General features: G+C 48.7%; 19 protein-coding genes. 3 read left to right on the top strand and 16 right to left on the bottom strand.

Annotation, left to right across the window (positions count from 1 at the left end; translation table 11 throughout):
* Positions 1–65 precede the first annotated feature (65 nt).
* The 14 genes from Phpb_RS15490 to Phpb_RS15430 all read right to left on the bottom strand — a co-directional run bounded on the left by Phpb_RS15490 (position 66) and on the right by Phpb_RS15430 (position 8,764).
* A complete protein-coding gene (locus tag Phpb_RS15490; protein ID WP_065391124.1) occupies positions 66–1,583 on the bottom strand; it encodes a conjugal transfer nickase/helicase domain-containing protein in 1,518 nt (505 codons plus the stop codon).
* 436 nt (positions 1,584–2,019) lie between these two features.
* Positions 2,020–2,301: a hypothetical protein gene (locus Phpb_RS15485; protein ID WP_065391123.1), complete on the bottom strand. Its 282-nt coding sequence runs from the start codon at positions 2,299–2,301 to the stop codon at positions 2,020–2,022.
* A 19-nt stretch (positions 2,302–2,320) separates the two neighbouring features.
* Positions 2,321–2,455 carry a hypothetical protein gene (locus Phpb_RS27275; RefSeq protein ID WP_276204277.1) on the bottom strand — a complete coding sequence of 45 codons (135 nt, stop codon included), beginning with the start codon at positions 2,453–2,455 and terminating at the stop codon, positions 2,321–2,323.
* A 67-nt stretch (positions 2,456–2,522) separates the two neighbouring features.
* On the bottom strand, positions 2,523–3,449 hold the full coding sequence (locus Phpb_RS15480; RefSeq protein WP_065391122.1) for a DUF1281 domain-containing protein: 927 nt from the start codon (positions 3,447–3,449) through the stop codon (positions 2,523–2,525).
* A 129-nt stretch (positions 3,450–3,578) separates the two neighbouring features.
* The gene (locus Phpb_RS15475; protein ID WP_065391121.1) at positions 3,579–3,767 is read right to left on the bottom strand and encodes a hypothetical protein; all 189 of its coding nucleotides are present in this window, start codon (positions 3,765–3,767) and stop codon (positions 3,579–3,581) included.
* 88 nt (positions 3,768–3,855) lie between these two features.
* Positions 3,856–4,188: a DUF3085 domain-containing protein gene (locus Phpb_RS15470; RefSeq protein ID WP_065391120.1), complete on the bottom strand. Its 333-nt coding sequence runs from the start codon at positions 4,186–4,188 to the stop codon at positions 3,856–3,858.
* A gap of 65 nt (positions 4,189–4,253) precedes the next feature.
* Entirely contained in the window at positions 4,254–5,165 is a 912-nt protein-coding gene (locus tag Phpb_RS15465; protein ID WP_065391119.1) for a hypothetical protein, read from the bottom strand.
* A 101-nt stretch (positions 5,166–5,266) separates the two neighbouring features.
* A complete protein-coding gene (locus tag Phpb_RS26960; RefSeq protein ID WP_240492570.1) occupies positions 5,267–6,277 on the bottom strand; it encodes an N-6 DNA methylase in 1,011 nt (336 codons plus the stop codon).
* A 15-nt stretch (positions 6,278–6,292) separates the two neighbouring features.
* The gene (locus Phpb_RS26955) at positions 6,293–6,805 is read right to left on the bottom strand and encodes a TA system toxin CbtA family protein (protein ID WP_240492569.1); all 513 of its coding nucleotides are present in this window, start codon (positions 6,803–6,805) and stop codon (positions 6,293–6,295) included.
* Positions 6,750–7,235 carry an ArdC-like ssDNA-binding domain-containing protein gene (locus Phpb_RS26950; protein WP_065391117.1) on the bottom strand — a complete coding sequence of 162 codons (486 nt, stop codon included), beginning with the start codon at positions 7,233–7,235 and terminating at the stop codon, positions 6,750–6,752. Before Phpb_RS26950 ends, Phpb_RS26955 begins: the two co-directional genes overlap by 56 nt.
* Positions 7,236–7,305: 70 nt before the next feature.
* On the bottom strand, positions 7,306–7,779 hold the full coding sequence (locus Phpb_RS15445; RefSeq protein ID WP_036814762.1) for a hypothetical protein: 474 nt from the start codon (positions 7,777–7,779) through the stop codon (positions 7,306–7,308).
* Positions 7,780–7,855: 76 nt separating this feature from the next.
* Positions 7,856–8,152 carry a hypothetical protein gene (locus tag Phpb_RS15440; protein ID WP_065391116.1) on the bottom strand — a complete coding sequence of 99 codons (297 nt, stop codon included), beginning with the start codon at positions 8,150–8,152 and terminating at the stop codon, positions 7,856–7,858.
* Entirely contained in the window at positions 8,152–8,529 is a 378-nt protein-coding gene (locus Phpb_RS15435) for a hypothetical protein (protein WP_065391115.1), read from the bottom strand. Before Phpb_RS15435 ends, Phpb_RS15440 begins: the two co-directional genes overlap by 1 nt.
* A gap of 13 nt (positions 8,530–8,542) precedes the next feature.
* Positions 8,543–8,764 (bottom strand): hypothetical protein, encoded by a 222-nt coding sequence (locus Phpb_RS15430; RefSeq protein WP_065391114.1) that lies wholly within the window; start codon positions 8,762–8,764, stop codon positions 8,543–8,545.
* A gap of 62 nt (positions 8,765–8,826) precedes the next feature.
* Between Phpb_RS15430 and Phpb_RS27270 the strand changes: the two genes are divergently transcribed.
* On the top strand, positions 8,827–8,955 hold the full coding sequence (locus tag Phpb_RS27270; RefSeq protein WP_276204276.1) for a hypothetical protein: 129 nt from the start codon (positions 8,827–8,829) through the stop codon (positions 8,953–8,955).
* Between the two features lie 28 nt (positions 8,956–8,983).
* On the opposite strand, the gene Phpb_RS15425 is transcribed toward Phpb_RS27270, so the two are convergent.
* Positions 8,984–9,391 (bottom strand): antirestriction protein, encoded by a 408-nt coding sequence (locus tag Phpb_RS15425; RefSeq protein WP_065391113.1) that lies wholly within the window; start codon positions 9,389–9,391, stop codon positions 8,984–8,986.
* Positions 9,392–9,973: 582 nt separating this feature from the next.
* Positions 9,974–10,864 (bottom strand): integrase domain-containing protein, encoded by an 891-nt coding sequence (locus tag Phpb_RS15420; protein WP_065391112.1) that lies wholly within the window; start codon positions 10,862–10,864, stop codon positions 9,974–9,976.
* Between the two features lie 426 nt (positions 10,865–11,290).
* On the opposite strand from Phpb_RS15420, the gene Phpb_RS25740 reads away from it, so the two are divergent.
* The gene (locus Phpb_RS25740) at positions 11,291–11,482 is read left to right on the top strand and encodes a hypothetical protein (protein ID WP_131817520.1); all 192 of its coding nucleotides are present in this window, start codon (positions 11,291–11,293) and stop codon (positions 11,480–11,482) included.
* A gap of 855 nt (positions 11,483–12,337) precedes the next feature.
* Positions 12,338–13,832 (top strand): ShlB/FhaC/HecB family hemolysin secretion/activation protein (locus Phpb_RS15415; protein ID WP_065391111.1); only part of this gene is annotated, 1,495 nt, incomplete at its 3' end.

Genomic DNA, 13,832 nt, shown 5'->3' with positions numbered 1-13,832 from the left:
ACCCATTGCGGGGCGCGAAAAATAACGCATGGCTATTATAACACATTGTTATTAAAGATATTTTCTCAGGAAATCATTAGAAAAGGGCTATCCTCGGGTACAGGACTACCACGGTAAAGCAAAGTACTTTTGATTAAGTAGCCATGAACACGTTGATAGGAGCCAATCCGATCGGCAGAATCATAAAGATGACAACAACAAAAACACTTTCCACGACTTACTCGATGTCGTCCCAGCCGCTCAAATGCGGTTTGTACCCGTTTCCATTTTTGACTAACCTCTTTGCCATCCGCCTGTTTCTTCTCACCGAGAAACTGGAAGAAAATAGCCGGCGCACTCACAAACACAAAACCACTGACCAGATGTATCCGGGCTTCCGGCGTATTAATGGTCATCACCCCATGCCTTAATCCAGCGGACAACCAATCCCAGAATTGCTCTCCAATACAGGGTGTCTCAATCGCATTTTCGTTCTGCCATGTTGCCTGAACCGCGTGTTGTGAAGGCATTGATGTGTATGGCGGTACGATTTCCGCTTCACTGGCCATAACCTGTTCTGTCACTGTGCCCGCTGCATTCATCCCCATTAATGACAATAGCTGTTGCGTGCTCCCATCCGACTGTACCCCTTTCTCCGGTGCGACTGTCATGACGGCAGAAGAGATCTCATCAACCGGCCTCACGGCTGATGAAACAATTTCAGTCATCGGGTTATCTTCCTGCCGTCTCTGAGAAGGCAGAACACTGTCCATTGCGGTTGATAAAGGCGTAGCAGAGACATCAGGATTTCCTGAAACAATCATTTGCGGTGATGCCGCCGTGACAGATAATATTTCTGATATTGTTGGTGCGCCCGCTTTATTCAAAGCTTCTGTCATTATCTGATTTATTACGTCATCTTCCTTCATATCACCGGATAAAATACAGAACAGCGCAGGCAAGGCATGAGGTACTGACGCCAGCCAGGTCAACGCCTTAGCCGGCAGCAATCGTCCGGCGAGTAACACCCCGAAATGACAGCCAACCCTCGTCTCCACGGGAGGAATTTTGAACCGAAAACGATACGGCCCCTGCGGCACAACCAATCCCGGGTACCAGGGTTGGCCTTCATCCAGTTCCCCGTCAAACTGGGCCAAAACAGGTAAAAAATGAAATAACGCAGCGTAAAACACCACCGTGTTCCATATTACACTTTGTTCTGCCTGCGTTTCAGGGGACACCCCCAGCGGTAACATCTGTCCTTTCGCCAAACGTACGGCAGAGGCAGTACATTGCAGAGTCACATCTATCAAGCCGCCAGGGTGGGCATAAGGCCCCTGCGGCGCTGCCGGAAGTTGTTGCATCAATGCAACACACTCATGTAACGGGGCCAGCCACAATGCCTGATAGTGTGTTTTAGGTAATGCACTGTTGTCCCACAGACACTGTAAACACTGCCGTCGCCGGGAAATATCCAGCAAGAGCCTGGACTCAGACGGCAAAAAGTAGCCTGCTTTGACCGTTTCTGGGATGGAAGTGGGTTGTGGAAGTGACTTTTTTCCTGCGGAGGTTCCCGCCAGCAGGATTTTAATTTTTTTCAACACGATTAATCTCCTCTTTTTTCCCAAAACCCTAATACATCCTCTGGCAGGGACAAGGCAAAACTCTTTTCCGGGAATAAAAATTAATCGATGAAAACCGCACGCAATGATTCAAACGTTTCCAATTCCGTCACGGGTAAACGCAGCGTGTATCCGGTTATTTCGTTGAATCAATCATGATAAGTACAAAAGGCACATGGCGGCTCATGCAAGAAAGGATTAAGGGAAATAGAATGTGTCCAGTGCATCTGGGAAGCACTGCCGATTCAGACCAAAACGTGTCAGGGATAAACAAAACAACTTCAATCGATTTATTTTTCATCTCCGTCCTGTTGGATAAAACTCCGGCCCAAGAGCCGGATAAGGTGAAAAAGGGATGCTTCGCTAAAAATTGCCGAATGTCACTCAACTGCATGTTTGCCATCACCCGGCTAATATGTCAGGGTGTGAAGAATTGCTTCAGATGTTTGCTACCCAGATTCATCTCCATAAAAATGCTGCCAAGAAAATCATGGGGTTCACATTCCAACCCTATGATGACATGGACAAGCAGTTGAGATAACCGGCTCACATCTTCCGGTTCATAATGTTTTATGATTTGCAAATACTGTTGTCCTAACTTACGGTCTGGGCGAACAGCATTATGCAGACTAATCGCCGCACACGGCACAAAATAGCCAAATACCCGATAGCGATGAGGGTAACGCGCCGTTTCATTCAATCAAGCCATAAAAGCTTTTTTATGATTCATCAATACAGACAAAACGTGTTCCTGAGAAAAGGGGGGAACACGCCCCCTCAGAGGAAATATTCCCCAATGGGTAAATCGCCGGCGTCATATCCGCCGGCAACAGCGTTATCAGATGCTCAGGCAAATCTGAACCTGTTTTTTTATGTCAATTCACCACAGAAATTCCCCTACGGGATAACATTGTCAGTGCACTAACACCCGTCATGTGAAACATTGCCGAGAATGTAGTCCGGTCCGACCACTTTACGGGTACCGTCCTCATCTTCCTCACCAAATTCCAGTTCATCAATAATACCCACTTCCCACTGCCCATTCCGGTATTTGTCGTAACCACAACAGCCACAGACCTCCTTAAAATAATGGGTGATACGGCAGTGATATTGCCTGGATAAAGGCACTATGATTTTTTCATACCACAGCTCCCTGGGTGTTTTGTCAAAATGTCCGGTCAGACTGCCATCATCATTGTGCTTCCAGGCTATTTCATAACCTCGCGGCGGTGCCATACCGTACAATCGGATATACAACTCACGAGTCGTCTCATGATCCTTTAACAATCCGCCACAAAATCCATTGATTTCACTCGCAAGACGGGTCGGTATCAGCAGAAACAAGTCACAAGGAACTGTCTCTGTCAGCCGGTCATCAAGATGAGACCACAGCATTTCCGTGTCACGCTCTCCGTTCCAGTCAACCAGACCGAACCAGTCGCAGGACTTTTGGTTAAACAACGCTATGATGGTTTTCTGCGCTGCCGGGAGCAACGTCTCCCATTTTCGCGCAGCCAGACCACTTTGTTGGTATAGCCTGTCAATCTGTTGGCTGGTGACTTCATCAAGCGCAACATTATCTTTTAACAAGGCCAGCCATTGCTCAAACGCCCGGTTTTCCGGTGAGTCTCCCCCTGTTCCTTTCGCTACCAGCGCCGGATAAAGCAGGAAATCTGTCGTTTCAGTCGGTTTTAGGAGACCGGCACAGCCCGCGACAAACAGCTTAATACTTTGATGGATAGCCTGCCCGTAATAGGGAATTCTGTCTCCCAATCCCCATTGTTGCAGGGCATCCAGTTGGTCAGGTTGACCCGTGATATGCAAACGATTAGCGTACCACTTCGGCATAGTAAAAAATCCTCTTTTTTTACCTGAAACAGGGCATACCCTGTGGAGGTAATGCCCCCACAGGCCAGTGATAAGTTCAGCGGTGTGAAAAAAGACTATCCCGCTTTCGGATAGCCCCGTCCGAATTATTTATAGCCGGACAGCCGGTCTCCACAATTTTGTGGCCTGTACATCAGGGCGCCTTCTTTTTCCAAACGCCGCGATAATCCTGCCCGTCATCACCCGGTACACATCAGGCCGGAAACGCCTGCCATGACGACGGGCGACTTTGTTCTTGCGGACAATTTTTGGGGCTGTTTTGGTCTTAATCTTTTTCATCAGTAACGCTCCGAAATAAAAACGGGCGTTATCCCCTGACGGGAAATAACGCCCGTCAGGGTGAAAATGACTGCCGGCATCCCGGCAATCAGGGGTAAAATTGTGTGATAATTTGTGTGGCTGTCAGCGTCACCTTCAGATCACATTTGTCATTCAGTAATCGGTTGAGTGTCAATACGGAGAAACCCAGCTTTTCCGCAAAATCATCTCCGCCCACCGCCTCCCGGGCACGTTCATACCAGCCTTCGTCCTTCTCTGGATGATAACCGCACGCATAAGCGACAAGATGCCTGCCGTTTTGCATCGTACCCATATCAGACATGATATAAATGCCCTGATCCTTGACCAGCAACACGTCACACTGATGAGCTATCGCTTCCCGCAACACGGGTTTCAGGTCTTTAGCCTTAAAAAGTAACATCGTCGTTCTCCTGAGGAGAAACGTTCCCATTGAGGGAACATTTCCCCCAATGGGTTAAATTTTAGTTATGCTGCCAACCTCTGTACTGGCGAAGACAGGTTCACTGAACGGGTTTTCAGCACAAACTGCTCATCTACCCAGGTGATTGCCTCATCCACCACATCCCGATAATCTCTGACTGTTGGGTTGTTAACATCTTCAATGTCTACATCTGATCGAAAACTCGCTATCACACGATCATTTTTGTATACCACATCAACCCGAAACTGGACGGGTGTCATAAATCCATCGGAGACCGCATCGATATAGTCTTCGAGATACCCTGACTCAAATTCCTCTGCCTCAATATTGTGCAAATCCTGCGGCCCCATTAATACATCGATGTAACCGATAGCGAAGGAAAAACGCCGTATTAAACGGGGTTCAACCTGTAAGTAACGAAGAAATTGCCCCAAACGTTCAAAACAATACTGACACGTTTCTGTCAACTGCTTATCCAAATAGTCCATAAAACGTGTCCAGTACTGTCGTGTTTTTCTGAACTGTTCCAGCCCCATTTGCTCATCTTCCGGCAGTCTGTCCTGCGCCGTCAGATGCAAAAACTGCTCTGCCGTCAGATTCAGTAACACGGCGGTATCCGGCCGGATAAGGATATCCACACGACCACCGCTTTCCGGATGGGTATAAGGCATCAGCATCGGATCCTGATAAACATGAGATATCGCATCCATTCCCCGTATCCATAACGTCAGGATACGCTCACTATTTCTGCATCTGGCCCGGTTTGCCGGATCCTCAGACAAACTGTCCAAAAGATGAGTCATGATGGGCAAAAGTAACTCTTTGGTAAACTTTATATGGGTATTGACGTAATCTCCCTGGCTCTCATGAAACAGATAGAAAATAGCGTCGTCATCCAGCTCCAGCCCCATTCGCTCTGCGAATTGATGACGGATATAAAAACGTAATAAAGACATAAGGGAAATCTCGTGATTGACGGGGTTCCCCCTGTAGGGGATATCCCCTATCGGGTTAATGTGATGCCACCCAATGGTGACTTTGAATTAAAGATGTGATGTCAGCCAGCCTTGCGTATCACTATTTCGTCTTCAACTTTCTGACGCTGGCGTTTAAACTGCCAGAAGCCTAAATGGTACATTGGCGTCACCATTTGCTGAGACATGACATGAGTGAGTGAATTGCCTACCGTGACCACGGCCGGAACACCCAGCAACGACAGTTGGATATATGTCATCATCGCGGCAACCGGGTCGATATCGACACAAAACGCCAACATCTGCTGCTGAGGATTAAACCCCGCTTCCAGCAGAGTCTGATGCATCGCAATAATCATCCCGCCGGCGCCACAAGCCGGGTCAGACACCGTGATATATTCATGCTCTCCGGATCCCAACTTCGTCAAGCCTTCAGTGAACTGCATTCTGGCCATCATATGGCTGACAGGAAACGGCGTAAAATACTGACCGGCCTGGTCATTACCTAATTCCAGCGCCATGAAAATAGACCCCAGAAAATCACCGACCTCATACTCCAGACCCATAATAACTTCACTCAGCAAACGACTCAGCCGGAATGCATCTTCACGGGAATAACGTTTAACCCGCTGCATATAGTCAGCTTCAAATTCCTCATTTTGCAACAGCGCGTTATACAATGAACAGGCGGCCATATGCACAAAATCACAGAACACCTGCCAGCGGTTTTCATGGAGTGCAATCTGGTTAAACAGTCTGATAAAAGCCTGTTTATGTGGATTCGGTTCCCGGTAAGTTGCCGCTAATGGCAGCGCCACAACGTTATCGTCAGGCGGATCATTATCTTCATCCGCATAACCACGGTCAGACGCCACCGGCGGTAACAACAACCATTCAGAATGTGATGATCTGTCCGGTTCACCAGTATCAACGGGTTCTGTCACCGGGATCCGAGCATAGTTTAGATACGATGGCTGGCTGGCGAATAACGCCAATGCCTCGCTGGCCTGCCCCAACTCTTCCGGAAACAACCTGCCTTCTGGCTGGTCATGCCGTTCCCAGTGATATATTCGGGCTAAAGCACTGACAGCCATCAGCGGCGTGATACCCTAATCAATATGACGCTGAACCACCTCCTCATATTCCAGCATGGTGTCATTCAGCGGCAGACCATAGTGCTCACTGAGCAACACGGCAGCCATCTGCTGCCACAATTCCACCTGGGTCGGTAACTGCTGTCTGCGGTCTTGCAAATAATCCACGGCACGGCGGGCATCATTAGCCACCTGAAATAACCACCACGGATCTGAACCCAAAGCGTGTTCCCAATGTACTGTATTATCAGGATAGACCGGGTTACCCCGGACACCGGTTAATGCCGCCACAAACGCCGCGCCCAATGCTGTCACCCCTTGTTCCCGAGCTTCATCTAACTCACTTTGGGTTGTCAGGCCAAAGCGGTTTAACCGGGACGGATGGCCAGTGGCATAAACCAGTTGATGCAACAAGTCATGCCAGTATTGTGAATCGTCAACGTAGTCCCGCCGGACAGGCAGCTCAATACGGTCATGAAATGGTCGGTACGGGCACGATGCCCGACCGATGAACCACCGGGATCCCACTGGCCGTCACCAGTTGCTGAGCAGCGGTAAAACCGGGAGCCGGACGCGGAGGTAAAGGAAAACCGGGTTGAAGTTCTGTCGGCAGTCCTTCACATTGTTCCAGATTAATGACACGTATCAGCGACATTGAAGGCCGGTAACGGACGATGGTTGTCGGTTTTTCACCGTTGACCACCCATCCGCCTAACGCTCTTAAATCATCACCGGTTAACCAGCGGTTAGATATCAACTGCCGCTGCAACATAGTTTGCCAGAGCAACAACACATTGATACCGCTAAACGGTTGTCCGGTCAGCGCATGCTGCGGCAAACCGTACTCACTGGCCGCTTGCCAAGGCTGCTGCCAGGGTGCCCATCCACTTTCCAGGCTGTCTGTAAGACGTCGGGTGATTAACCGGCAGATATCATCCGGTAGGTAAGAAAGGGTCATCATTTTTCCTGTCTAAAATTAAGGAAGAGACCCTTCCACAGGGAGTCGTCTCTCCCCGGGGGATAAATAATTAGCGCATGAAATAATGAGCTATTTTGGCCGGTAACGCAGTCAGCCAGTGATAAACTGCTGACAAGTCAACCTCGTAAGCGTGAAGCATCAAACACACGCCTGTCACCAGCGACGTTAATGCTATCCCGGTCAACAGCCAGCGACGACGCTGCCTGAGTTTTTTCTCCTTTAGCTGAACCTGTTGATACAGGAACAGCCCCAGCGTCTGCAACTCACTGAACCGGTGAAATTCCTCACGCCGTAAGGCTTCACAGGCCTCATCGTAACGCTCAAGCTCGGTCGGATGATGGCGAGCAAGAAAACAGCGGTAACCGTGATTTCTCAGCGTGTGATAGTGATTGTCGAATTGCGCCTGCAGCCACTGATTAAACCGGCTACGGGTTTTTCTGAATATTTCCGGTTCAGCCAGCGCCTGCACGGACAGGGACTGGGACGGTTCCCGAATGTGTTCTTTCGTCGTCATGGTACTCATAGGGTTAACTCCTGTTGTAAAAAAATGACTGACGGAGTTAACCCTCACGGGTTTCCCCGTCAGGGTGATCAATAAATTAAGCGTCCAACGCAATCAGCAACCGATCAGATTCATGTTTAAGCCGCAGCGCTTGCCACAAAGGAGCCTTCATGTCGCCGTCGTGCGGCAAACAGAAAAAACCAAACGTCACCTCACAGACTCCCGGCTTTGCTGCCGACCAGGCTTTGAATGCCTGGTAAATCAGTTGATGAAACCGTTCTGTTTCATATTCTGGCGCAGACGGATAACTTACCATTCGCAGCCAGACTGGTTCTTCAATCGCCACAGCCGGCATCACCGACCGGGTAACGGCAGTCAACGTCTCATTGACCATTATGCAGCCTCATCATAAACCTTTGACAAACTACGCTGTCTCAACAGACGCGTGAGCATCTGTTGCGCCGAATCCACCGCTTCCGTTTCATCGATAAGGTACCGCTCGCCATAAAACGGCTCCGAACTCTCCTCACCGAAATACAGCAACTCCACACCCGGTTTGTAGCTGTGCCTATCTCTAACCACCACCGGTCTCCCGCACGACTTCGCGTCATCAGAAAGTTGCCATTTACCGGCATACACCGTGTGTCTTCGCGTATGAGCTGCCGGTAACCTCACCGGTCTTCGCCGTAACAACCAGGACAGCACATGGTAAAACGACAAAGAAATCCAGCGAATCACGCCCCAAAGCACTGTCACAAAGATCATTAGCATGGTTCGTCTCCTTTTATCCCCATAACAACCGGAAAACCAGTAACAACACACCCAGCGTTAAGATCCCAGCAAATTTAAGCAGTGTTATCACGCTCAAAAGTTTGAAGAGTGCGTCACGATCACGGTAGTCACATTCATCACGGATCAAATCGCGGATAAGTGAGCGTTGTTTCGGGGTTAATGTCTCTGAAGCCGGCAGGATTGTCGGATCAGAAGGTGAATGAAAAGCAGGCATTAACAGCTCCTGTTACCGGAAACCCGCCCTTGACGGGGACAAGCCCCGGGAAGTGAAAAAAGATGTCCGTCAAGAACATCATACAAAGTGAATCAATCCGTCAGGTTAATCCTTATCAGAACGCCTTTAAGATACGGGAACTGGCCCTGTTATCGCCAACCCGGGAAACACGCCTCACTTGGGTTAAATAAAAATTCAGTTCGAATAAGCAGATAATATTTAATCAATAGCCGCGAGTATTTTTTTAGCTTCTGAATGCCCACGAGCATAACCATACAAAGCATGAAAGGCTTTAATATCGTCGTCCTGCTCACTGAAATCGGCCAGTTCATACAGAGAGAATAGCGTCACCGTGATGCCAAAAGCCTCCGCTGACATGATCCCCTCAAAACCATTATCCTCAACAAACACACGGTATTGTTGTTGAAACGTCGGAACGGCATAAAAAATGCCATTTGACAAAACACGGCCCTCCCAGAAATCGCCCTGATACCCGGGACATAACCGAATGGCCCGGCGAAAAAACATTTTCTTTAACAACGCCTCAAGCCAGCTTTGTGTCGAAAACAGTGCTTCAAACCGGACAGATTTCACCGATATTTCCGTTGATAACGATAAAGTTTGCATAATATTTCCTCGAATGAAAAAAACGAGGAACACTCTCCCTGTATCAGGGAAAAGTCTTCCCCGTCAGGGTGGTAGTCAGAATGGGTATCACGGTATTAACCGCTTATCCGGCAGGTAGAAAATCTCATGACGCTAGTCACCGCAGTCATTATCATCACTGCTGTCAACAGGGGTCAAACAGGTTTCCTATACGTGGTTCGCTTGTACGGGCAGACTCGTAAGTCTCAAAGCCGCATTTTATATTTCCTATTAGCAATCCTCCTGATTACTGAGGAAGATTGTCACCCATCGGGAAACTAAACGCCTCCACTGGGTCAGTAAAATTGCACCTTCATCACTGATGAGTGATACCCGTTTTCAAAGGATAAACGGGTGTACCGCCCAAAGGCGCCACTTTGCAGGCTACAGTGGCATTACAGGTCACTCGAAAGCGTCAGTCTCAGACCCCCTGACATTAAGAGCAGTCACCCGAAAGCGTTCCTCTCAAACTGCAAGAACATTGACAGTTGTTCAAAAACAACAAATAAGCCAATCTATGCTAAACAGAATACTTTTCTTATTCAAGCTAAATCCAAAAACAGATTAATCATGGCCACCCTGTCTATTATACACACGGGCAACATAATGCCCTCGCCCGTCACCATGCCCTAAATCCATCGAAACCATCGCTTCCGCTTCTTTTCGACTGAATCCTTTCGACAAATGATAATTTATGGCCTCAACAGCATAAGCATAACGTAAACTGTGTGGCGAAGACTTTCCGGTTAACCCCGCTTCCCTGACAATATTCCGGTAACGATCAATGGCTGAATGCAAATTCGGTTTATCAATCAAACGCCCCTGATTTTTATTGGCATACTTTATTGCCGCCCTGACTGCCTGGATCACTTTATCCCGATCAACCACCGTCGTGTCACGGGGACGTCCCCCTTTTGTACCAAACACCACCTTTACTCTTTCATCCCCACGCAATAAGGCTTTTTCCCACGTTCTTAATGACTTTGCCGCCTGAACCGCTTCTTCCGTTCGCAGCCCCAGATAACGAGAAAGTTGCATAGCCGCAGCTACCCCTTCATCTTTCCCCCGGACCAAAACAAGCGTCGTGTGATAACGCTCATCCGAAATCGCCATCTTAGTCCCCTCCCGGCTGGCGCCAGATAATCCGAGCGCATGATTACTTAACCGTTCGTGATGAGGGTTAGCCAATTGAGATCTTCCCGCCATAGCGAATATCGCCCGAACAGCCGCCATCTCATTTTGTAACGTTCGCTTTGAAATATTCTCTGACTTTCGGCTATCGATATATTTTTCAATATGATTCATTTTCATATTCTTAATATCACGGATTTGAATATTTAATATCGCCATGCTTTCTGCCAGACGTTTGGCTATTTTCATTCTGTCTGAAACGGTTTTAAAACTGCCGCCAGCCTGACGGGCCAATGTGACTAACTGTTTACTCAACTTTGACATTCAAACGATTTCCTTTTTAACCCACACGACACCACCGCTTGTAACCTGACGGAGGCAAGCAATACAAAACAGTATTCTGAATGTCATCTCTCAACCCCAACGGCACGGTTTGATTTGCGCTTCCTGCGGCTCGACTGATATCTGTGCATCGGGGTGGCGAAATGTTGAGTTCTTACGAGGCACCCCAGCTCTCTGAGCTGTTCGCGGTTTACACCGTCCTGACCGTTGTCAGACTACCTCCAACGTCAGTTTTCACTGACGTCGCCATCAATATCGAGTCGATTGTTCTCCTTCTTCTGAATATAAAACGTCAACATGATTGTTTTTCACTCAAGACGTTAGGGTAAGTGGCAGTCTTCAAACTATCCTGACCCATGTACTACGTGTCGATCAGACGGTAGGAGACGTGGGGAAAGCTTATATTACGTGGCTTGGCAGGTTGTACGCTGGCAGCGTCACTTGGTTTTCGTTATCACGCCAACAAGTGACGCCGCCCATTTCTTCTGGACCCAATGCGCTGTCCGCAAGATACCCAATAACCTGTCAAATCTGGCAACAGTCATCCAGACTGCTGAACGAAACCACCCAGGCAAGCGTAGAAAGCAAAATGAACCGTAGGTTGTTGTTTGAGGATACTGGCAAGTCGGAAAACTGTCTGTGAAATTGCACCTTCATCACTATTGTTAGTGATACCCGTTTTCAAAGGATAAACGGATTTGCCGTCCGAAGACACCATCTCTCAGGCTACAATGGCATTGAAATCAGTCACCCGAAGGCGTTCCTCTCAGACTGCGGGAACATTAACGATCGCTTACGCGACAACGAATACTGCCTTAAATTAATCAAGGTCCATTTCAACGTCAAGAAAGCTTTTCATACTGTATAGAATAATCATTTATGCCTTTCAAAAAGTGAGCAAAATGACAGGCCGAACAGTTGACACAAAGCAAGACTGGCATAAATCCGCACTAGCGATCTTTGTCTCCTTAAGGTTCATGATTTTTTCCACTCTGTGAATGAATTACGAATACCTACTTCTGATGATTATCTCCCAATCCGCAATAGCGTAGCGCCTGTTTTGCCAACTGAGCTAAAAGTCATCATCCAATCTAATCAGAAAAGGTCATTACTTATCACAAATTAAAAATAACTGTCACAGTTCAAGTAATTCAATGCTGAAATCAATCATCATAAATGTGATGTAAGTCACATAATTAAAATAAAACAATAAAATTAATTTGAAATTATTAATGTTGATTATTAAATGATTAATATTAATCTATTTTTTATACAATGCTGTTAAAAAATAATCACATTGGCCTGTTTTTTGCCTTGTCATATAACCCCTTGTTTTTGCTGCTATCTTAACCACTCCCTCTATTTTAGTTACCCGGCTAATAATCAACCCTAAATATTGATCGCTAAGTTAAATTCGTGGTTAATGCTGCTTCGACATTGTGGAATAGAAAGTCAATGAAAAGCAGTATTTTGGTATTAACGGTTTTTTGTAGCGTGGTGTCAGGCAGTCAGGCCGCGGACATCGCAGATCAACAGCTCATTCATCAACAGGCCCGCCAGCAAGCCCTGGAGGCGCAATTAGCCCCGCCGCCTGCGGAGGTTCATCTGTCGGTACCGGAAACCGGGGCGTCAGCCGCCTTGGCGGTGGAAACCCCCTGTTTTCCTGTCACCCATGTCGTATTGGCCGGCACCGAAAATTTCCCGCACTGGTTACCGCTCCGGCGTGTCGCCCAACAGGGCGAAAACCATTGCCTCGGTGATAAAGGCATTAGCCGGCTGATAACCCAATTGCAAGATCAGCTCATCAATCACGGCTATGTCACCAGCCGGGTTCTGGCGCCTCCCCAGGATTTGCGTACCCAAACCTTAAAACTGGTGATGATACCGGGCACCATTCGGCATATTCGCTATACCCCTGACAGCGGGAACTATATCCAGCGGATAACCCCCTTTCCCGCGCGTGAAGGCAAGCTACTGGATTTACGGGATATCGAGCAGGGATTGGAAAACTTGCAACGTTTCCCCACCGTGCAGGCTGATATGAACATTGTCCCGGCCGCGCAGCCGGGGGAGAGCGATATCGTGCTGGACTGGCGTCAGTCCCGGCACTGGCGAGTCGCCACGTATCTGGATGATACCGGGTCGAAAAGCACCGGGCGTTATCAGGGCGGACTCACCTTCTTTCTGGATAACCCCCTGGCGCTCAGCGACCTGTTCTATCTCTCCGGGGGACGCGATATTCATTCATCTGCCGGGAAAGGCAACCAGAACGACACACTCTACTACTCTCTGCCCTTCGGCTACTGGCTGGCCAGCGTGACGGCCAGTCATTACGATTATACCCAGACGATAGCCGGGCTGAATCAGGCGATCCAATACCGGGGCAAAAGCCAAAATCTGGCGGTCCAGCTCAGCCGGGTGCTGCACCGTAATGCCGACCAGAAAACCTGGCTTAACGGTGAAATTTATCGTCGGACTTCGCGCAATTTTATTGATAAGACCGAAGTTGATGTTCAGCGCCGGGAAACCGCGGGCTGGAAGCTGGGGCTGTCTCATCACCATTTTATCGGCAGCGCGACGCTGGATACCCGGGTGACTTACCAGCAGGGCATGCGCTGGTTTGGCGCGCAACCTGCGCCGGAAGAGTACCGCAATGAGGGGACCGCCTTGCCTAAAATCACCCAGTTCTCGGCAACGCTGGCCGGGCCGTTAACGCTGTTTTCTCAGCCCTTTTCTTATCAGACCCAATACTTACGGCAGATAAGCGCCAGCCCATTGACGCCTCAGGATCGATTTTCAATCGGCGGCCGCTGGACGGTGCGCGGCTTTGATGGCGAGTTGACCTTATCCGCTGATCGGGGCTGGTACAGCCGCAACGAACTGGACTGGCAGACCCCGCTGCGCGGGCAGTCGCTGTATCTGGCAATGGATTATGGCGAAGTGGGCGGCC

Source organism: Photorhabdus namnaonensis (assembly GCF_001684335.1).
GTDB classification, from domain to species: domain Bacteria; phylum Pseudomonadota; class Gammaproteobacteria; order Enterobacterales; family Enterobacteriaceae; genus Photorhabdus; species Photorhabdus namnaonensis.
This window is presented reverse-complemented; position numbering and strand designations above follow the sequence as displayed.